Origin of the sequence: Microcoleus sp. F10-B2, from assembly GCF_036704965.1 — a bacterium.
Classification (GTDB): domain Bacteria; phylum Cyanobacteriota; class Cyanobacteriia; order Cyanobacteriales; family Microcoleaceae; genus Microcoleus.
Window position 1 is genome coordinate 38496 of the sequence record NZ_JAUBTB010000049.1, and the last position, 20273, is coordinate 58768.

General features: G+C 43.3%; 17 protein-coding genes. 6 read left to right on the forward strand and 11 right to left on the reverse strand.

From position 1 onward, the window contains the following. Positions 1-129 precede the first annotated feature (129 nt). From QUA99_RS19415 to QUA99_RS19455, 9 genes are all read right to left on the reverse strand, one after another. On the reverse strand, positions 130-5817 hold the full coding sequence (locus tag QUA99_RS19415; protein ID WP_333239867.1) for an AAA family ATPase: 5688 nt from the start codon (positions 5815-5817) through the stop codon (positions 130-132). 1216 nt (positions 5818-7033) lie between these two features. After that, complete coding sequence (locus QUA99_RS19420) at positions 7034-7495, reverse strand: SRPBCC family protein (protein WP_333239865.1); 462 nt, start codon at positions 7493-7495, stop codon at positions 7034-7036. A 39-nt stretch (positions 7496-7534) separates the two neighbouring features. Next, on the reverse strand, positions 7535-7882 hold the full coding sequence (locus tag QUA99_RS19425; RefSeq protein WP_333239863.1) for a transcriptional regulator: 348 nt from the start codon (positions 7880-7882) through the stop codon (positions 7535-7537). Beyond that, complete coding sequence (locus QUA99_RS19430) at positions 7875-8216, reverse strand: type II toxin-antitoxin system RelE/ParE family toxin (RefSeq protein WP_333239861.1); 342 nt, start codon at positions 8214-8216, stop codon at positions 7875-7877. Before QUA99_RS19430 ends, QUA99_RS19425 begins: the two co-directional genes overlap by 8 nt. 41 nt (positions 8217-8257) lie before the next feature. Further along, positions 8258-8671, reverse strand: coding sequence for a transcriptional regulator (locus QUA99_RS19435; RefSeq protein WP_333239860.1), 414 nt, complete (start codon positions 8669-8671; stop codon positions 8258-8260). Beyond that, positions 8646-8954 carry a type II toxin-antitoxin system HigB family toxin gene (locus QUA99_RS19440; protein ID WP_333239858.1) on the reverse strand — a complete coding sequence of 103 codons (309 nt, stop codon included), beginning with the start codon at positions 8952-8954 and terminating at the stop codon, positions 8646-8648. Before QUA99_RS19440 ends, QUA99_RS19435 begins: the two co-directional genes overlap by 26 nt. A gap of 22 nt (positions 8955-8976) precedes the next feature. Continuing rightward, positions 8977-10632 carry a radical SAM protein gene (locus QUA99_RS19445; RefSeq protein ID WP_333239856.1) on the reverse strand — a complete coding sequence of 552 codons (1656 nt, stop codon included), beginning with the start codon at positions 10630-10632 and terminating at the stop codon, positions 8977-8979. 338 nt (positions 10633-10970) lie between these two features. Next, positions 10971-11483, reverse strand: coding sequence for a signal peptidase II (gene lspA / locus QUA99_RS19450; protein ID WP_333239854.1), 513 nt, complete (start codon positions 11481-11483; stop codon positions 10971-10973). 352 nt (positions 11484-11835) lie between these two features. After that, positions 11836-12414 carry a biotin transporter BioY gene (locus QUA99_RS19455; protein ID WP_333239852.1) on the reverse strand — a complete coding sequence of 193 codons (579 nt, stop codon included), beginning with the start codon at positions 12412-12414 and terminating at the stop codon, positions 11836-11838. 383 nt (positions 12415-12797) lie between these two features. Between QUA99_RS19455 and pstS the strand changes: the two genes are divergently transcribed. The 4 genes from pstS (at position 12798) to pstB (ending at position 17192) form a co-directional block, all read left to right on the forward strand. Continuing rightward, on the forward strand, positions 12798-13985 hold the full coding sequence (gene pstS / locus QUA99_RS19460) for a phosphate ABC transporter substrate-binding protein PstS (RefSeq protein ID WP_333239850.1): 1188 nt from the start codon (positions 12798-12800) through the stop codon (positions 13983-13985). Positions 13986-14415: 430 nt separating this feature from the next. After that, a complete protein-coding gene (gene pstC, locus QUA99_RS19465) occupies positions 14416-15372 on the forward strand; it encodes a phosphate ABC transporter permease subunit PstC (protein ID WP_333239848.1) in 957 nt (318 codons plus the stop codon). A gap of 34 nt (positions 15373-15406) precedes the next feature. Next, on the forward strand, positions 15407-16300 hold the full coding sequence (gene pstA, locus QUA99_RS19470) for a phosphate ABC transporter permease PstA (protein WP_333239846.1): 894 nt from the start codon (positions 15407-15409) through the stop codon (positions 16298-16300). Positions 16301-16391: 91 nt separating this feature from the next. Next, the gene (gene pstB, locus QUA99_RS19475; protein ID WP_015176818.1) at positions 16392-17192 is read left to right on the forward strand and encodes a phosphate ABC transporter ATP-binding protein PstB; all 801 of its coding nucleotides are present in this window, start codon (positions 16392-16394) and stop codon (positions 17190-17192) included. A gap of 231 nt (positions 17193-17423) precedes the next feature. On the opposite strand, the gene QUA99_RS19480 is transcribed toward pstB, so the two are convergent. Then, positions 17424-17675, reverse strand: a complete 252-nt coding sequence (locus QUA99_RS19480; protein ID WP_445251031.1) for an NblA/ycf18 family protein — start codon at positions 17673-17675, stop codon at positions 17424-17426. 135 nt (positions 17676-17810) lie between these two features. Between QUA99_RS19480 and QUA99_RS19485 the strand changes: the two genes are divergently transcribed. Both QUA99_RS19485 and QUA99_RS19490 read left to right on the forward strand, forming a co-directional pair. Then, positions 17811-18407 (forward strand): phycobiliprotein lyase, encoded by a 597-nt coding sequence (locus QUA99_RS19485; protein ID WP_333239844.1) that lies wholly within the window; start codon positions 17811-17813, stop codon positions 18405-18407. Positions 18408-18821: 414 nt separating this feature from the next. Further along, positions 18822-19583 carry a phycobilisome rod-core linker polypeptide gene (locus QUA99_RS19490; RefSeq protein ID WP_333239842.1) on the forward strand — a complete coding sequence of 254 codons (762 nt, stop codon included), beginning with the start codon at positions 18822-18824 and terminating at the stop codon, positions 19581-19583. A 351-nt stretch (positions 19584-19934) separates the two neighbouring features. Here the strand turns inward: QUA99_RS19490 and QUA99_RS19495 are convergent, their stop codons facing one another. Next, on the reverse strand, positions 19935-20201 hold the full coding sequence (locus tag QUA99_RS19495; RefSeq protein WP_333239839.1) for a hypothetical protein: 267 nt from the start codon (positions 20199-20201) through the stop codon (positions 19935-19937). Between the last annotated feature and the right edge of the window lie 72 nt (positions 20202-20273).

Sequence of the window (20273 nt, forward strand, 5' to 3'; positions counted from 1 at the left end):
ATGATATATGTTAATCGCGGTATTTCTGCGATCGCGGTCACTATTTCATCTACATTTAGGTACGTAGTTGGGCTTTAGCCCCCAAAGAGCGCTGAAGCCCAACTACGTACCTTTGAATCAACCCTTAAGTCAGGTAGGTAGTTGGGCTTTAGCCCCCCCCAAGCGCTCAGTTCCCTGCTTGAGAGGAATCTCAATCACGAACTCTGCTCCCTGTCCAGGAGCGGAAATACAAGTCAGCCTACCATGATGTTTTTCTACTACAATCTGGTAGCTAATAGCCAATCCCAAACCAGTGCCAGAGCCGACACGTTTTGTAGTAAAGAAAGGGTCAAAAATCTTCTGGCTTACTTCCTCTGTCATCCCCGCTCCATTGTCAGCAATCCGAATCTCTACTTTGTTACTATTTATAACAATAGTACGAATACGAACTTGTGATTTTTTCTTAGCCCTTGATGCTATAGGAGAAGTCGCTAATGATTCCTCTATAGCATCAATTGCATTGCTGAGTATATTCATAAATGCTTGGTTCATGAAGCCGGCGTAACATTCTATTTGAGGGAGATCGCCATACTCTTTGATAATTTCAATCCCAGGATGGTCGGGCTTAGCTTTTAGCTGATTTTGCAACAGTAGCAGAGTGCTATCGAGCCCTTCATGGATATCTACTCGTTTCATTTCCGCCTCATCTAATCGCGAGAAATTCCGCAGCGACAAGACAATTTGGCGGATGCGTTCGGCCCCTTGCTGCATCGACTCAAGCAGCCTAGGAAAATCGGAAATTAAGAATTCCAGATCGATACTTTCTGCAAAATTCAGAATTTCAGGAGTTGCATTAGGCAATTGATCCTGATAGAGATTCAGCAACCCCAGCAAATCATGAAAATAGTCACGAGCAGGGGTAAGATTGCCGTAGATAAAGTTAATTGGGTTGTTAATTTCGTGAGCAATACCAGCAACCATTTGCCCCAGGCTTGACATTTTTTCAGTTTGAATTAGCTGAGTCTGTGTCGCTTGCAATTCTTTTAGGGTAAGTTCAAGTTGAATTGCTTGTTCTCTCAGCAGGCTATTTTTTTCTTTTAACTGCTGAGTCCTCTCTTCTACTTTTTGTTCGAGCGTTTGGTTGTAATCCTCTAATTGTTCATTAGCTGTTTTCAAGTTTTGAGTAGCGGTTTCCAATCTCCCATAGAGCATCGCATTTTTAAGGGATATAGCTATCTGTGAAGAAAGTATTTTTAATAATTCCAGCCTCTCCATTGTAAAGGCACCAGTTGTTATATTATTTTCCAAATAAAGAATACCTATCAGCTTGCCTTGATTAATAATAGGCATAGATAATATTGACTTGGGTTTTGTTTTTAGGATGTAAGGATCGTTTATGAATCTTTGTGACACTGAGGCATCATTTAAAACCACATTTGCTTTAGTTATGCCTACATAATTAATTATGGTAATCGGCAGATTCTCACTGTTTTCGACTGATGATTCTGAACACAATACAACCACATCTCTATCCACAACACCTGTAGCTTCTATCACTAATTTTCCATCTTTTTCTAAGATCAAGCACCCTGTTGTAGCTCCAGCATTTTCCATCACAATTTTAAGTAACTTATCTAGCAACTTATCAAGAACTATTTCTTCAGCCAAGGCTAGATATGCTTTGTTCACAGTGGACAAATCCAAAACCGCCGAACTTCCTCCCGTGGTCAATGTTGTTGTTCTATTAATCTCTATGCCTGTGGATTCTCGCATCAGCATCTCGGAAAATACCAAAGGATATCTAGACTCTAAATCTTTAACTTTAGTTTTAGCTCCCCAATGAATATAGCCGTAGTAAGCTTGTGTTAGATAAATTTGAGCAAACTTGTCTCTGCCGAGGGAGAAATAAAACTCGGCTGCTAGTTCCGATGCTAGTGCTTCTTCCTGAATATATCCTTGTTCTTTGGCTCCCGTTATGGCTCGGTCATAATATTCCATTGCTTCTACAATTTGTCCTTGAATGCGTGCTTTCTCCGCCTCCACAAGCTCATACTTATGCTGGAAGTTACACGGGGCATGAAATGCCCATTTCTGCATTTTTTGTTGATTAGCTTCTACAATCACCAGGTATTCTTGTTGATCCGATCTTAAAGCATTGGGATACTGAGCAAGGAGAGCCAGCGAATAATAAAAGTTGTGAGTAGCAGAAACTACCATACTCATCACACTTACTGCGTGTTCTGCAGCTAAACTGGCGCTGGAAAAAGCTTTCTGAGGTTCTTTAAACAAATAAAATAGAATCGTCTTGACCAAATAGGTAAAAAACAACAAAATTCCATTATTAGTTTCAATAAAAATAGGTAATATTTGTGTTTCATTAAAACTCTCGCCAATCAATTGACATCGATCTTTAGCTTCCTTTTGAAGATTTAACGTTAGCTGGTGAAATATTTTAATGTAATAGATAGAATAGTCTTGTTTTAGTTTCAGTGCTAAATCAAGATATTGCCTTTGTTGCTGCTCTACAATGTCTAATTTCTCCCCAATCAAAAACAGGTGAGTGCAATAAATAGTAGCGTTATAGGCAACAAATTCTATATCTCCGGTTTCCAGCCCACTTTGCAGCCCCTCTTGTAGAGATGCTAATGTTTCCTTAACATGAACTTTCCAGGGTCTGATCAAACCATGAAATAAATTGCCGACTTTACATTGAAGTTCTCTAGCGTTAAATTGATCCAAGAGCTTTAAAGCTAGCTCACCTGCATGATATCCGGCATCTATATCTCCGGTTATCGAATAGATAAAATTGCCATAAAAAACATAGGCAAAAGCTGCCAGCGCTGAATGACCTTGTTCAACACAGAGTTTCGTTTGGGTAAACACAAGTAGCGGCACAAGATCGGGCTTCACTGTAGAAGCAGGAGAAATAACGCTCATCATTATCCGCAAGGCTGCTAATTGATATGGATCTGTCATTTCTGGGATGTTTTCCAAATTCTCAATAGAAGGCAACTCAACGACAAAACCACCCTCACCCGCTTCATTCGACAAAGAGACACCCAGCATATCCAGCACTGACAGCCCAGTATCAATGGCTTTTAACATCTGATTTTGAGCCATATAAAACTGGATTTGTAGCTCGTATACTTTCACTCTTTCGAGCAGAGTGTTAGCTTGTTGCAGAACAACTTCAGCAAGAGTTGCAGACCTTTCATAATTGGTAGTAAGATATTCCGCTTCCACCGCTTCTACATAGAGTCCGAGCGTCAGGTCATAGTTACTCTGCCAACTGTTTTCTGCTAAGAGTTCTAACCCTACTTTTAGTAGCGTGACAGCAGCTTCATAAGCTGTCGCTGCTTTGGCTTTTCGACCAGCTCTTAAATTTAATTGAGCAAGCTGGTATTTTTCTTCTTGCTTTGTAATGAATTCTAATCCCACATTGAGCTGGTTAACAATATCAAAGACATTTTCTTCTAGATCGTCTTGATTTGTATTGTGCAACAGTAGTTGGCCGATTTTCAGGTGGGTAGTTTTTTGCTGTTCAGTAGGAATCAGAGAATAAGCCGCTTGCTGCACGCGATCGTGCAAAAATTTGTAGGATACTTTGTAAGTATTAATTTCTGATTGGGTTCCTTGACCACTACCCATTACCAATGATTCATTACTATTGAAGAGTAAAGGAAGTTTATAAGCACTTTCCCCGATGGGTAAAATTAGGGCTTCCTGAAGCCCCTCCCACAAAGCAGATGCCGTTTCAGATATAGATTTTTCACTTACTATTGCTAAAACTTCTAAATTAAATCGGTTGCCAATGCAAGCTGCTAACTTTAAAACTTTCTGGGTATCTGGAGGCAGTTTTTGAATGTTTCTGGCTATGAGCTCTACGACATTATAATCTGCGATCGCAACACTTTGAATTTGCCCCATATCCCACTGCCATCTGCCAATGCTGAAGTCAAATCTCAACAGTTTTTCTGCGTAAAGGGAGGTAAGAAATTGAGTTAGAAAAAAGGGATTGCCTTGAGTTTTATTGTAAACTAACTCAGCTAATAACTGGCAATTTTCTATTTCATGGTTATTGTTTTTAGCAAGCAAACTTTCTCGATCAATTTCTCCGTGTTGCTCGGAAAAACAAGTAACAGGGGGGACTGGTGATGAGCAGTTGTCACCCAACGTGTCAGCAACTAATTGATTTACTGTACTAAGTGTCAACGGTTGGAGGACGATCTTATTTATTATTGCTCCGCTTGAATAAATACTATCTAAAGTCTGCATTAAAGGATGAGTTGGGCTGACTTCGTTATCTCGATAGGCTCCAATCACCAATAAATATTGGCTATCTCGGTCAGTTAGCAGCACATGAAGCAATTTCAAAGAAGCGGAATCTGCCCACTGCAAATCATCTAAAAATAAAACTAGCGGATGTGCTTTTTGGGTAAAAACATGAATAAATTGTTTAAAGGCAAGATTGAAACGGTTTTGTGATTCACTTGCTCCTAATTTAGAAACTTCAGGTTGCTCGCCAACGATCAATTCCAATTCGGGAATAACGTCAATTATAACTCTAGTATTTTTGCCTAAGTCATTTAAAATCTTCTGTTTCCAAAAGTGGATTTTTTCCGGGCTTTCTGTTAATACTTGGCGAATTAGTTCTTCAAAAGCTTCAATTAAGGCTCCATAGGGAATATTCCGTTTAAATTGGTCAAACTTACCTGCGATAAAATAACCCCTTGCTCCGACAATGGGTTTGTGAATTTCATAAACTAAGCAAGATTTACCTATTCCTGAGTAACCCGAAACTAGCACGATCTCGGCTGTTCCAGCGCTAACTCTGTCAAAAGCATCAATTAGATTGGCTACTTGTGTTTCTCGTCCGTACAGTTTTTGTGGAATCAGAAATTGACCGGACTTATCACGCTCACCCGGAATGAAGTTAGAATTTTGACCAGTTTGTTGTAATTGATTTAGACATTGTTCTAGATCGGCTTTCAGACCAAAACCACTTTGATATCTATCCTCAGCAGTCTTGGCTAATAATTTCATCACTATGTAAGAAATTGCTTTGATAATCTTATTATTTTGAAGTTTAGATGTGGGATTATCGCTCGTAATTTCAAGTCTGCTGTTTTGCTTTTTTGCCATAATTTCCCAGAGGGGACTCGGCTGTTTCGCGATGTGGCAGTGAACTAATTCCATCGGATCTGTAGCATTAAATGGTAATTCACCGCACAGCATTTCATAGAATGTGATACCTAAAGAGTAAAAGTCTGTCCGATAGTCAATTGAGCGATTCATCCGCCCTGTTTGCTCTGGCGAGATATAGGCGATTGTGCCTTCTAGTAAATTGGGATGGCTGAGTGTTTGGGTTTCTCTAGACAAGCGCGTGGCAATGCTAAAGTCAGTAATTTTTACTTCTAGCGTAGCAGGAGTGATGATGATATTTGTCGGCTTAATATCTTTATGAATAATTTTGCGATCGTGCAACTTACCCAGAGTATCTGCTAACTGAATAGCAATTTTTAAGAACTCTTTGAGTTCAAGTTGACGACCATTCAAAAAGTTTTTGAGGGCTTCTCCTCTTGAATCTTCCAATATCAGTGCTAGACCATGATGATGATTTTCCAATCCATAGGGCTTGACAATACCTTCTAAATTGAGATGTCGGGAGATTTCATATTCATGTCTCAATTGCATAATCTCTTCGAGAGTAGGATAGTCTGCGATCAGGGCTTTGATAATCACAGCAGTCTGATCTTCCCTCCTCTCTGCGCGATAAACTACTGTCTTTGAACCCTCATTAATTTTTTCTATTAGTTTATAATTTGCCTTGATATTCATAAATATTGAACCTCTCTTAACAATATAGTATTTGACGCTGTGCGAAAGTAAATTGTTCGGGTAGTTTCGCTAAAACTATCATTCTTTGTTTAAGATTTAACCCTGATTTTCTAAAATTTCGTTAACTAGATAAAAAATTTCTGAATTACTCTAAAATATATGACTAATTTTATCTAAGGTTTATATTTTAGATGATACCACATCCTGCGGCTAATTAGATAGGCGCAAAAAAAATATAAATGTACCAACTTCGCTGTTGCGGTACAGGAGTTTGGCAATAAAATATGAGTCTTCGTCCCCGTCTGCTTGCAGCCGGTACTCTCACGCCTAGCAATCGCGAACAATCATCCGATCGCTGTTTTTCGATGAACTTTCCAACGTCATTGATTTTTAGAGTACCCGATAACAATTGCCCCTCACCGAATTGGTAGTCCTGAATAGTCAGGACTACCTGTTATAATTTGCTTGTTCAATCTACTTTAAATTTTAGCCGCTCAAATCTCCCAGGTGCGACTCTCAATATATTGTAAAAATTTGAGTCTCGCATCAATGTTTTTCTATCTATCCCGGGAGTTGGCTCATATTTTTTGAGGGTAAAATTACATGATAATTTAAGACATATCCGTAAACTATTTATTTTTGAATAAAGTCTATTGTAAGCAGGGAAACTTAATGAAGTTATGAATTTATTTAAACACCTGACCAAAAAAGTTAAAATATTTTGCAATTGTTTAGAATCAGAACCCAATATTTGACTATCAATACTATCAATAAAAATCCCTGATTTCACTCTTGTTCTGAAACAGTTAATCAACGCTAAAAGGATTGGAATCGGGGTCAAACTATCGGTTTCGCAGTGCAATCAGGAGTATTTCATCTATGCTTTCACTTCGGTGTTCCAATCTGACAGGTCATACTTGATTTATTTGCCAAACATAGATGCACGCGAGAGATATTCATCTATTCTGAAATACAGAACATTCTGGCGAAAGTAAACTTAAAAATCTTCGATATAAGGGATGAGAATTAAATAAAATCCACTTTTCATGACTGTTGTGGGATGGGCTCTCGTAGCCCGTCCCCGATAGACGGGCTACGAGAGCCCATCCCACAAGAAAAAAGGGAAATTATTTAATTGACGATCCTAAGATTGCTCAATATGACGCCGATATCAACAAAAATTGTACTCGCTTCACCACAGAAGGTACAGTAATATTCAGGCGTTGTTTGGATGTTTTTCGCACTCAATTTTTGTGACTTCGTGGCGATAGCAAAACATATCTGTTAACCGCATTTCCACCCACCAACCTAACAGCAAATCGACAATCGGGCCGCCCGGAATCGAAAATGCGATCGCATCTGTCAATCTAGTCTTGCCATTTTCTGAGGTAAACTCGTGTCGGTGAGTCCAACTTGCCATCGGCCCCTCAGTTTGTTCGTCAACAAACAAGCGATATTGTTCGCACTCAGTGTGAGTCGCCACCCATTTTACAGGAATCGGCCCCAATAACAGGCGAAATTCTGATACAGCACCCACATCAAGTCCTCCTTCGTGGCGAATGATTTTCACCGGTTGCCAAGGCGGAGTCAAAAGTTGCAGAATGTCGGGCCTTTCGTGAAAGTTCCAGACTGCTTCAACGGTGGCATTAATCAACGACGAATATTTAAAATTGGGCATTGTATCGTTGGGCTAGACAGTTAAGTGCGTGAAGCGAAGCTATCCCGAAGGGAATCGCGTTTCAGCATTTGCAGTATTATCCTCTGTATCAGTACAAACAGCAACAGTTAGTTTCAATCCCAAAGCATTCAGCCAAGTTCCCAGATTGTAAATCGCATCACTTCCTTGTAGCGATAGCAATTCATCCAGTTTTTTTAAGTGCAATTCATATTCTTCTGGAGTCATTTTTGGTTGACCTAGAGCTTCAGCTACATTGCTAAGTACCATTTTTAGCAGTTCGGTTTCCGGGTTTTCTTCTTCAAAAAAAGCCTCTAGATACATCGCAGAATCTATTGGCTTTTTGAGAGATTCTATTAGAAAGGGATGATAAGGTAAACTTTTAGGCATTATCTTCACTCCTGTAATCAGTCCAGTATTTGATAGCTTGCTGTATGTCTCGGTCTTGAGTGCTTTTATCCCCGCCTATTAAAAGCAGGATAACAGTTGTGCCGACTTGTCCGAAATAGATTCGGTATCCAGGGCCATAATCTATTTTTAATTCATAGACTCCTTCTCCAACAAATCGATAATCTCCGAGATTGCCGAGTTGAACTCTGTCTAATCTCAACCTAATTCTAGCTTTAGCTTTGCCATCTCGGAGAACATTAAACCATTCCTCGAAAGGCACTCTGTTGTCTGGCGTAGTATAACGCTGAATTTCTCTCGGTTGGACTTCGGGCATAATTATATTATAATGCGTCACTCATCCCTGTATCCTGGGAATTAATTATACTCAAGAAATGCCACAGGGGAAAGATGAAAAAACTTAGCTAACTTTTGAATTTGACTCGCCGTCAGTTCCCGCTTTCCATCCATCATCTCAGATACCCAAGACTCGGATTCAAAAATATCAACCAAATCTTTTTCTTGAATATTGTCCTCAACCATCAATGCTTTCAGTAGTGCGATACCTTTCAAGACTGGCATTGGCTCGTGTTTTTGTTCGTAATCATAAACAAGAGTACCCAACACGTTTAAGTAATCCCGATCGTCCTGCGTGAGATTGCTCCGACTCACAATAGAATCAATCCGATTTTGTGTTGCGATTAACTCAGCTTCACAAGTAATTGGACGCGGTGGAAAAGTTGTGATTATCTCAATATAGTAGCTACTAGGAGTTTTTAAACCAGCCGTCATTTTTCCAGTTCTCCTTATTATATTCTGCATGAGTTAAAACACAGCGAACAAACACTATCTGGTATTCATAATCGATAAAACCCATTAACCGATAGTTATTGCCACCAATATTAAATACCGTAAAGTTACCTACTAAGTCAGCCGAAGGAAATACTTTACGAATATCTACTAAACTTTGCCATTCAGCATCACAACTACGCTGATACCACAGCAACAGACTTGTTTCAGCATTGGGGTGTATTTCCCAAAATTCTTTTAGTCGTTTTCGGCTAATGACACGCATGACACTATTATAATCTAATTTACTAAACGCGACTTAGTGAATTCTCACATTCTTGATTTTGCTGTCGTGTTGTATGACTCATAGCCTCAGCCAAATGTTTTTTCAAAGTCGCTTCCGGTAGCGGCCCTTTTAAATGACTCCAAGGCAAAACCTGCTCTAAATCCCACTCTTGAAAAACATAAAAATCCATCTCAGGCAACTGTCCCCGCAACTCCTTAAATGCCCGCCGATAACTGCCCAAAGTATCGCCGTAATGCCGCACTAATTCCAACAGCCGAGACAACCGCCGATCGCCCTTTGACAACAAACCCTGAATCACAGACCAGTTATAGCTTTCAGGTCTAAATTCTAAACCTAACTTCCGCAATTCTTTATCTAAAAACTTCAGCCTCTTCTCCGCATCTTTATTCACTCCAAACCACTGAAAAGGAGTGTGAGATTTCGGGACAAAAGTGCTGCATCCCAGAGTCAACCGCAAACCGGGAACAGCTTTTCTAATCGCCCGCATCATCGCCACCGTCTCCTCTAAATCCTCCATTTCTTCGCCGGGAATTCCCGCCATTCCGTAAAGTTTAATTCCCTTTAATCCTCCAGCCTTAGCATTGATAGCAGCTTGAATAATTTCGTCATTTGTGAGTTTTTTGTTAACGATTTTGCGGAGGCGATCGCTCCCGCTTTCCACCGCAATTGTCACAGATTTGCTGTCTCTGTTGGTCAAAATTTCTGCTAGCTTAACTGTCACCGTATTCGTCCGTACCGAAGAAAGACTCAGCCGCACGCCGTCGTATTTCGGATGATTCAAATGATCCAGCAACGCTTCAAATTCCGGGTGCTGAGTGACCGAAGCACCCAACAAACCCAAACGATTAGTCACAGCTAAACCGCGATCGATCGCCGGAATTAGCGAACCCTCCAAACTCGCAGTTCTAAACGGCAAAGTCAGATAACTTGCCAAACAAAAACGGCACATTTCTGGACAACTCCGAACCACTTCCACCATGTAAATATTTTCCCAAGCCGCTTTTTCTGTCACCACAGTGGAAGCAGATAAAGTATTGCCGCGATAAGTCTGTTTTTCAACCACACTGGGAATTCCAGAATCGACAGGCTGAATCGATTTAATCCCCTCAGTCGCATCCAGATAAGTTACTTCGTACAAACTGGGGACGTAAACTCCCGGAACTTGGGCTAAATGCCGCAATTTAGTTTGTCTGTCGGCGGTACGGACTTCTTTACAAGCATCAATAAAATTGTCAATGAGATGTTCGCCATCTCCCAGCAAAATCACATCAAAAAAATCGGCAAAAGGTTCTGGATTCGCAGTAAAAACCGGGCCACCCCCGAATACGATCGGATGATTATCAGTTCGTTTTGAAGCCCAAATCGGAATTTCTAGAGTTTCCAATAAATTGAGAATATTTACATAGTCGAGTTCCCAAGAAAGCGAAAATCCCAGTAACTCTGGGTGTCGGGGAAGTTGTTCGCGGATATCAGTAAATAAACGGCCCACTTCAATATCCGATCGCACAGCCAAAGTTGCCCACACTATCTGATAGCCGAGACTGGTAATACCAACAGTGTACTCGTTGGGAAAAGCAAAAATAGTCGGGATAGCATCAGCATCGGGGGTTGCTGGGGCAAATAGTAAGCGTTCTTGAGCAAATGGATTAGGAGTCATCCGATTTTAGATTTTAGATTTTAGATTTTAGATTAGGGAATTTATCCTACGGATAAATCCGGGAGTTTGTGACCAAATTGCTTTTGATCGCGGGCAAGTTTAGCCTTAGCAATAAAAAATCTAATTATAGCTCATAAATGACTCTAACCTGAAGTTGACACCTGTACCTTCTGCTAACAGACAACTGACAAATGACCGAAAGCAATTGCTTGCGGGGCCGCCGGATTCATCAGTGGATCGGCAAAAAAAGCTCGGCATCCGATAAACCTGAGAACGGTACAGCCCGTGGGTGGGTTAATCTAAAATCTAAAATCTAAAATCGATTGACTTGTTCAAAGTTAGTGTGAAATAGAATCGCGATCGTCCTGACTTCTCGGAGTCGGCGGTGCACTGTGAAAAGTTGCAATCAGCAAACAGACAATCCCAGCATTAATAAACACATCTGCCAGATTAAACACCGGGAACCTAATGATCCGAAAATCGATAAAATCTACAACATGGCCCGAAACAAATCGATCGATCCCATTCCCCAGTGCTCCCCCCAAAATCAAACCGTAGCCAGCTTGTTCCCAGCGGTTAATTCGCGGCCCGAACCAAGCCAGCACTATCAATCCCACACTAACGCCCAAAGACAGCCACCGCAACCAAATCGCCCCGCCATTGCTGAACAGACTAAAAGCGGCACCAGTATTAACAACATAAGTGAAGTGAAACACCCCGGGTAACAGCGGCTGCGTCTGCGGAGGAACCGTCAAGTCAAAATTTTGTACCACCCAAAACTTAGTCAGGTGGTCTAAAACTAAACTGATAACAGCAGCAACCCAGAACAAGGGATTTCTTTTAAAACGCATGAATTAAGCAATAGAAAATGGGGCATCGGGCATGAGAGAATTTACTCTAATCTCACTTGTCATTGCGAGCAGAATCGAGTGGATAAAAGCAATCCCAGCCGCAGCGCGATGACTCTCCCGTTGGGCAATGTATAGTATAACCTTATTTTGCACAATTACCAGTTATATTATGTCCGATCTATTAACCATAATATCCCGGTCGGGGCGGGTTTTTGAGATGGGAGATTGGTGGCAGGTATTGTTGGTGAGGGGACCCCCTACAAAAATCGCGGTCGCTCGACCGGACATGATATTACCTCTTCCTTCTTCCTTCTTCCTCCTTCCTTCTTCCTTCTTCCTTCTTCCTTCGCAATTAATAAAACATCAAGCGGCGCAAAGTAAATGACAGCACTGCGATCGCACAAACTACCGCCAATTGTCCCGGCAGAGGATAAACGGAATATTTAAGAATCTCATCGAATAAAGGTGTTTTTTTTGCCGGAGGCAGCCAGTAAGTAAAAATCAGATAAATTAAGCCGATCGCGTGAACAGTGAACAAACCGCACAAACAGCTAAAAGCCATAGATTCGAGCCGCGAAGCCACCTTAAAAGCCACCCATCCGCATACCCAAGCACCAGGCACAAAACCCAGCAAATACCCAAAACTCGCTTCTTTGAGATAGCCGATGCCACCGCCTTGAGAAAAAACTGGCCACAAAGTTAATCCTAATGCCAAATAAGCAATTTGCGAGAGAGCCGCAGCATTTTTCCCCCCCATGCAGCCTACTAGCAAGACGGCTCCAATTTGATAGGTAACACCTAAAGAGTATGCCTGAAGTCCTCGATCGTCCCACAACCCGATCGGAATTGTGACAGATGCAGGCAAAAAAGTGCCTCCTATCGTCAGGAGCAAACCAATAAAAGCCCAGATTAATTCAATAGGAGCAGGCATTATCATCAAACGGCATTCGTCAGAAGGTTGAAGGCAGAAGGGATTCGTCAGATGCAAGCTTGAATGCCTGCGGCTTTTAAATTTTTAATACTAGCACTACTGTCAAAACAACCACCATTGTATGGTTTTCTGGTTTTTAAACCAGCATATTGTGATAATTTAATCGGGAATTTTTCGCGATCGGGCGATCGAATGCTTGTTTCCGTACCAATTTATCTGCTTCATACCTTATAAACTCACATTTGTCAAGCTCATAAATAACATTCATAATATTAATTAATATTAAATTGGGATTAAGTGTAAAGATTCTTAACCTAACCTTTACTTTTGCGCGCTATGCTGATGCGGGACACCCCTATAACGATCGCAGATTTTTTATACCTATGCTTTTTCGTCTCAACTTGATTAATCCAAACCGTCTGACTACAGCAATTTCTGCCATGGCGATCGCCCTCTGTGTAGCAGCTTGCAGCAGTCCCAGCACACCCACAGGCGGCACTACCAGCCCCGGCGGCGACACCGCAGCATCCCCCGGCGCTTCCCCCGTTGCAGCCACCGGCACAGCGGAAAACACCAAACTCGCCCTAGCCTCAGACGTAGCCATCACCGCAGCCGGCGCCTCATTCCCCGCCCCTCTGTACCAGCGTTGGTTTCAAGACTTCAACAAAATCAACCCCAAAGTACAAATTAACTATCAATCAGTAGGCAGCGGCGCCGGAGTCGAACAATTTACCAAAGGCACAGTAGACTTTGGGGCCAGCGACACCGGCATGAAAGACGACGAAATCGCCAAAGTTCCAGCAGACAAAGGCGTAATCTTGCTGCCCATGACAGCCGGCAGCATCGTCATCGGCTACAACCTGCCAGACTTAACCGAACCACTGAAACTGCCACGGGATGTTTACGCAGATATCTTCGCCGGTAAAATTACCAACTGGAACGATCCCAAAATTGCAGCAGCCAACCCGACCGCGAAATTGCCAGACCAAGCCATCACCATCGTTCACCGTTCCGACGGTAGCGGTACCACCGCCGTCTTCACCAAACACCTGAGTGCCATCAGCCCCGACTGGAAAAGTGCAGTAGGCGACGGCAAAACAGTACAGTGGCCCGTAGGCGTAGGCGCAAAAGGCAACGAAGGCGTCACAGCCCAAATTCTGCAAACCGCAGGCAGCCTCGGCTACATAGAATACGGCTATGCCAAAAACAACAATGTCAAATTTGCATCTTTGGAAAACAAAGCAGGCAGCTTTGTCGCACCTACCGACGAATCAGCTTCTCAAGCTTTAGCAACTGTGCCTATGCCGGAAAACCTGCGAGCATTTATCGAAGACCCCGAAGGCGCTCAATCCTATCCAATAGTCACCTACACTTGGATGCTGGTCCCCAAAACAGTTACTGACCCCAACAAAGCCAAAACCATTGAGGCAATGGTTGAATACGGCTTGAATGAAGGTCAAAAAGTTAGTTCCGAATTGGGCTACGTTCCTCTACCCCAAAACGTTAAAGAAAAAGTAGCCGCGGCCGCTGACGGCATCAGCCCAGACTACAAGATTGAGGTTGCCAAATAGCAATTGAAGGAAGAGGGAAGAAGGAAGAAGGAAGACGGAAGAGGGAAGAAGGAAGACGGAAGAGGGAAGAAAAAAAGAGAGATATTTCTGTAGGGGCGGGTTTTACCAGAAATATTTGTTGACAAGTCAGGGGATTAATAAATCCGCCCCTCTTCTATGTAACAATCGGTGCATCTGTGTAGGGGCGGGTTTCACAAACCATAATTGCCTAAAATCAATAATCTGATAAACCCGCCCCACCCAACGGTAAATCGCCATTTACCTCTTTCAAAATACAAGGGTCAGGTTTGACCAGAAATATTTGTTGAAAAGTCAGGGGATTAATCAACCCGCCCCTCTTTGATTTTATTTATGGTCTTTCTTTCTGCTTCCTTCTAGCTTTTTCCGAAACAGACTATTTTCCGCTACTATATATTTGGTTTTTTTTTCTATGATTTCAGATAGTAACAGCGATCGATCGCAGAGCCGATCGCGCTCTGGGGCAGAAAAATCCTTAGACCAAGGCTTTATCTGGCTGACGCGGATTTTGGGCATAGGAGTTGGTGTAATTTTGCTGGTAATCGCCCTCACCGTTGCTTATCGGGCTTTACCGGCGATTCAACAGTACGGTTTGGGCTTTCTGTTTGGCAGTAGCTGGAATCCGGTTAAAGAAGAGTACGGTGCGCTGCCGATGATTTACGGGACGATCGTCAGTTCGGCGATCGCGCTCCTAATTGCAGTACCATTAGGAGTAGGGACTGCCATCTTCTTGAGCGAAGATTTTTTGCCACTGCCAGTGCGCACAGCTTTAGTTTTTTTAGTAGAACTTTTAGCCGCCATTCCCAGCGTAGTCTACGGTTTGTGGGGAATTGCTGTATTGATTCCCATGATTACCACTCTCGGCAAGTTTCTCAACGGCACTTTCGGATGGCTGCCGATTTTTAGCACCCCGCCAGTGGGCCCGGGAATGTTACCAGCCGGAGTAATTTTGGGAATCATGACTTTGCCCATTATTACTGCTATCTCCCGCGACTCTTTGGCAAGTCTCCCGCCCGAATTGCGACAAGCATCTCTAGGTTTGGGAGCAACTCGCTGGACAACAATTTTTAGAGTGCTCGTACCGGCGGCTTTTTCCGGCATTGTCGGCGGAATTATGCTCGGGCTCGGTCGCGCTATGGGAGAAACAATGGCTGCAACTCTGTTAATTGGCAATTCCAATCAGTTGAGTCTTTCTGTGCTAGCTCCTGCAAATACTATTGCTTCTTTGATGGCAAATCAGTTTGCGGAAGCCTCGGGGTTGCAAGTAGCAGCTCTGATGTACACTGGGCTAATTCTGTTTATTATGACACTGATTGTTAATATTTTGGCAGAGTGGATTGTTTCTCAAGTAAGAGCAAAGTACAACTAGAAGTTTGCCGCCATTTCCTACATAGTTTTAGTTTATGTCAAATAGCGTCTCCGACGAGAATCCTTTGGTATCGAAAACAGGCAGTTTGAAAAAGGTTAAAAACAGCCCGCAAGCGCTGTTTAATCTGGCAATGACTGTACTGGCTGGAGCTAGTCTGGCAATCACTCTGCTGCCTTTGTTTGCAGTGCTTTCCTACGTCACCGTACAAGGTTTCAATCGCCTGAATTTAGACTTGTTTACCAAGCTGCCACCGCCGCCCGGACTGTCGGGAGGCGGGATTGCTAATGCAATTCTCGGTACATTGATGACGGTGGGAATAGCTTCTTTAATTGCTGTTCCTTTTGGTGTATTGGCAGCAGTTTATTTGTCGGAGTTCAGCAGCGGCGAAGTAGCTCGCTGGGTGCGCTTTGCTACTAATGTCCTCAGCGGCGTTCCTTCGATTATTGCCGGGGTATTTGCCTACGGTTTGTTCGTGGTAAATATGGGAGGTTTTTCGGCAATTGCAGGGGGTGCGGCGCTGGCTGTGCTGATGTTGCCCACGATTGTGCGGACTACTGACGAAGCTCTACAAATCGTCCCGCAAGATATTAGATGGGCGTCGGTTGGTGTGGGTGCTTCTAATTATCAAACGGTGTTGCAGGTGGTTTTGCCTGCGGCAATTCCGGCTATTTTAACGGGTGTGACGCTGGCAATTGCTCGCGCTGCTGGAGAAACTGCTCCTTTGATTTTCACGGCGCTGAATTCGCCTTTTTGGCCGGCAGGATTTGATAAGCCAACTCCGAGTCTTTCGGTTTTGGTCTACAACTTTGCAACGGTTCCTTTTAAGGCACAGAAAGAATTGGCTTGGGCGGCATCTTTGATTTTGGTGCTTATGGTTTTGCTGACGAGTATTCTTTCTCGCTGGGCTACTCACAAAAAAGTGTATTAAAGGGTGAGTTTTAAAAAGGCATTCATGCACTTATGGTGAAGGTCGAACGTAACCCAGGTCTTGAGTAAAATTTGAGAGGATTTTTACCTGTATGATGATGGATTTAGACAAGCAAACGGAAACAATTTTACGCACAGAGAATATCAATATTTTTTACGGCGCTTTTCACGCAGTTAAAAATGTTTGTATGGAGATTCCTAAAAATCGCATTACTGCTTTGATCGGGCCGTCTGGCTGCGGTAAAAGTACAATTCTGCGATGTTTTAACCGCCTCAACGATTTAGTTAACGGTTTTCGTTTAGAGGGTAGAATTGATTACTACGGTCAAAATCTTTACGCTCCTGATATTGATGCTGTAGAGGTGCGCCGGAAGATTGGGATGGTATTCCAAAAGCCGAATCCTTTCCCGAAGTCGATTTATGACAATATTGCTTACGGTGCGAGGGTGAACAATTATAAGGGGGATATGGATGAGCTGGTGGAGAAGTCGCTCCGCCAAGCTTATTTGTGGGATGAGGTGAAAGATAAGTTGAAGCAAAGCGGTTTTTCTCTTTCGGGTGGTCAGCAGCAGCGTTTGTGTATTGCTAGGGCGATCGCGATTAATCCTGATGTAGTGTTAATGGATGAACCTTGCGCTTCTCTTGACCCGATTTCTACGATTAAGATTGAGGAGTTGATGCGGGAACTCAAGGAAAAGTATACGATTGTGATCGTTACTCACAATATGCAGCAGGCTTCTCGGGTTTCTGACCTGACTGCTTTTTTCAATGCTAAACTTTCTGACGATGGGAAGCGGTTTGGCTATCTTGTGGAGTGTGACAAGACTGAGGTAATTTTCCAAAGTCCGAAGGAAGAGTCTACTTTAGATTATGTCAGCGGCCGTTTTGGTTGATGCCCCGACAGCTTGAAACAATCGCGCTACACAAACTGTCGTCCCTCTCTAAAGACTAAAAACATTTAATTTGCTGAGTATGGTAGCGACAAAAAAAGCTGCGTAAAACTTTTCTGAATCCAGAATCCCGCTTTCTTGGAGAAAGCGGGATTCTGGATTTTATGATTAAAAGCTCGATCGTACTTTTTGCAGATACAAGGCACTGATTTTTGTCAAGAAATGTTGAAGAGTTCACATATTCTTCATCCAATGTTTTAACAGGTTTTCTTTGACCATATTTTGCCGCATAACTTCTAGCAAGTATTCCTGAGCTTGGTCTTGGCTTAAGCTTTTGACTTGTTCGCGTAGCACTTGCAGTTTAAACTGCTGTTCCATGCTGAGACTGGTTGTAGGCATATCCATAATCGCTCCTCCAGTTTGCTGAGATCGATCGAAATGACGTTTCGCAGGATTTGTTGTGTCTCCTACATTGTAAACTATCATAACTTTCGCTTGACAATATGTCCAAAGTACACATTTTGAGACTAATCTGTGTAGCAAAAGTACATCTAAGTGGGGGGAGCATTATCATAAAAAGGCGTCAAGACCGGGAAGCCTAAGCCAAAGGAGATAGTTTGTATGGATGCAATGGAGTTTTTTCAGAGCAGTGCTGGGGAGTGGCGCTCGCAGCGCAGCACTCACCACCTGGCTTTTCGTCAAGCGGAGATAGGGGATTCAAATATTCAGGTAACGGCGCTGGGTGCGGATGACGCGCGCATCGCCGAGATTTGCCAGATGCACGAAGTCGATCCGAGCCGGGCTGCTGGGGGGGCTTTTGTGACTTGGCACGGCTCGATGGCGTGGGATAAGGATGATGAGAATCACAAGGGCTCTACGGTGTTCGCGATCGTCCCCGATCCTGAAAATCCGCGGCAGGGTTTGATGTTGCGGGAACGCGGCTATGCGGAAATTGTGCCGGTAGCGGGCCGTTTTGAGATGGATGATGAGGATGGGCTGCTGCTGATTACCGAATACGAGACGATGAGTTCGATCGAGCGTTTTTGGTTTGCTAATCCGAACGTGCGGATGCGGACGAGTACGGTAAAGCGCTTTGGGGGTTTCAGCACTTCGACTTTTTGCACCGAAATTCGCGTCAAACCAGACTCGGATGCAGCGAAGCAAGCAGCAGAGGATAAGGCAGTCACCACCGAGTTTTACTCAGCTTTGGGTTGGTAATTTGGCAGTTGGCAGTCGGCGCTTGGCAGATATTGCCGTGTTGCCTCTTCTTGCTTGTTATGGGACTTACGCGCGATTGTTGAGAAACCGGGTTTTTTTACGAAAAGACGGGTTGTAGACCGCACGCGGGCGTAAAAAACCCGGTTTCGCACCGGCCCCGACGCGCAAGTCCTATTGTTACCTGCTTGCGAACCCGAAGAGCCCTCTACTTGCTTCGCTCTACCCGCTCAGCTTCGCCGAAGGGCCTTCTTCCTTCCCCAAAATCAACAAATGTTACAGATTGTTGCAAAAATTCAGGAAAATCAGATTTAGATTGCGGGAATCCCCTAATCTGTATGTTGGTTAGTTGTATCATCATGCTGACCGATCGCAGTGTCAACTATTTCTGAAATTTGAGATAACGGAGATTTTAACGTGGCGCTACCTTTGATAAACTACGCCCCCAAGAGCCAAAACCAGCGCGTAGCTGGTTATGAAGTGGGGAGCGACGAGCAAGCTAGAATTTTCACAACTGAAAATGTGCTCTCGTCCGGGGACATGGAAAATTTGATTTGGGCTGGATATCGTCAGATTTACAGCGAACACCAAATCCTCAAGAGTAACCGCCAAAAGTTTTTGGAGTCGCAACTAAAGTTCGGCCAAATTACGGTGCGGGATTTTATTCGCGGTTTGGCGACTTCGGCTCCTTTCTTGGAGCGGAATTACCAAACTAACAGCAACTACCGATTTGTGGAAATGTGCGTGCAGCGCATTTTGGGCCGGGATGTTTATAGCGAGCGCGAAAAGATTGCTTGGTCGATCGTAGTAGCCACTAAGGGGCCTCAAGGCTTTATTGACGAGTTGATCAATAGCGATGAGTACCTGGAAAAGTTCGGCTACGATACAGTGCCTTACCAGCAGCGGCGGGTGTTGCCTCAGCGAGTTGGAGGCGAAACGCCTTTCAACTTGAAGACACCTCGCTACGGTGAGTACCACCGCTCGCAGCTAGGCTTCCCCCAAATGATTTGGCAGACAACCGTGCGCCGTTTTGTTCCTCAAGAGCAGCAAGCGAAGGCTGGCGATCCGGCAAATTATCTGGGTATGGCGCGCAATATATCTACGCCTGCTACTCCGCCGCAGCGCGTGCCTTTGGCAAATATCAACATTGAGACGATGGTTCCTTACCGCCGCCGGTAATTGATTCTGTCCTGACACGATTATTTGTGTCGGGCGATCGACTGAATCGATCGGCTTTTAGGCTGAGAGAGTTTTGAGTCTTGAGTTTTGAGGTTTGAGTTTTTTGCTAAACTTGGAATCCAAAACTTAGGACTCATACTTTTTGGAAAAGAAGTTCGGCAACGATCAATGTACCGGATTTAACGGGTAAATATTAGACTTGAATGGAAGCCCTTCGCTCTCATATCTTTAAAAGTATCTGCGTTCATCTGCATTCATCTGCGGTTTCCCTCTGGCATCAAAGAGTTAGGCAAGAAGTTGAATGAATAAAAAAGCAAGAGTAAAAAATGTTTAGAGAAAGAACTTGAGTGATTAAAAAGGTACAGGATCGGGTTCTGACGGTAACAGACTTACACCCGTATAAGCTGATTTGAGTGTATCAAAAATGTATTCATAAGCTTCTTCAAAGTGTCTGGGTTCATCAATGAGAATCTTGAAGTCGTGACCCCAAGGATAAACAGTCACAATGAAATTGTCAATAACTTTGTTAACGCTCAAATATATTGTGACTGTTTCGCGATCGCCATTTTCGGGATTTTCGGGATTTTCACAAATATTTATAAGACCATTAAAACCCACATTCCGCAGATGTGGGTCGGATTTCTTTATCAGTTGTGAAAACTTGGAAGCCAAACACTTTTAGGCTGAAAT

What these genes read in the sequence shown, in the direction of transcription:
- QUA99_RS19415 (WP_333239867.1), bottom strand. Translation starts at nt 5,817, where the DNA reads ATGAATATCAAGGCAAATTATAAACTAATAGAAAAAATTAATGAGGGT.
- QUA99_RS19420 (WP_333239865.1), bottom strand. Translation starts at nt 7,495, where the DNA reads ATGCCCAATTTTAAATATTCGTCGTTGATTAATGCCACCGTTGAAGCA.
- QUA99_RS19425 (WP_333239863.1), bottom strand. Translation starts at nt 7,882, where the DNA reads ATGCCTAAAAGTTTACCTTATCATCCCTTTCTAATAGAATCTCTCAAA.
- QUA99_RS19430 (WP_333239861.1), bottom strand. Translation starts at nt 8,216, where the DNA reads ATGCCCGAAGTCCAACCGAGAGAAATTCAGCGTTATACTACGCCAGAC.
- QUA99_RS19435 (WP_333239860.1), bottom strand. Translation starts at nt 8,671, where the DNA reads ATGACGGCTGGTTTAAAAACTCCTAGTAGCTACTATATTGAGATAATC.
- QUA99_RS19440 (WP_333239858.1), bottom strand. Translation starts at nt 8,954, where the DNA reads ATGCGTGTCATTAGCCGAAAACGACTAAAAGAATTTTGGGAAATACAC.
- QUA99_RS19445 (WP_333239856.1), bottom strand. Translation starts at nt 10,632, where the DNA reads ATGACTCCTAATCCATTTGCTCAAGAACGCTTACTATTTGCCCCAGCA.
- lspA (WP_333239854.1), bottom strand. Translation starts at nt 11,483, where the DNA reads ATGCGTTTTAAAAGAAATCCCTTGTTCTGGGTTGCTGCTGTTATCAGT.
- QUA99_RS19455 (WP_333239852.1), bottom strand. Translation starts at nt 12,414, where the DNA reads ATGCCTGCTCCTATTGAATTAATCTGGGCTTTTATTGGTTTGCTCCTG.
- pstS (WP_333239850.1), top strand. Translation starts at nt 12,798, where the DNA reads ATGCTTTTTCGTCTCAACTTGATTAATCCAAACCGTCTGACTACAGCA.
- pstC (WP_333239848.1), top strand. Translation starts at nt 14,416, where the DNA reads ATGATTTCAGATAGTAACAGCGATCGATCGCAGAGCCGATCGCGCTCT.
- pstA (WP_333239846.1), top strand. Translation starts at nt 15,407, where the DNA reads ATGTCAAATAGCGTCTCCGACGAGAATCCTTTGGTATCGAAAACAGGC.
- pstB (WP_015176818.1), top strand. Translation starts at nt 16,392, where the DNA reads ATGATGATGGATTTAGACAAGCAAACGGAAACAATTTTACGCACAGAG.
- QUA99_RS19480 (WP_445251031.1), bottom strand. Translation starts at nt 17,675, where the DNA reads ATGATAGTTTACAATGTAGGAGACACAACAAATCCTGCGAAACGTCAT.
- QUA99_RS19485 (WP_333239844.1), top strand. Translation starts at nt 17,811, where the DNA reads ATGGATGCAATGGAGTTTTTTCAGAGCAGTGCTGGGGAGTGGCGCTCG.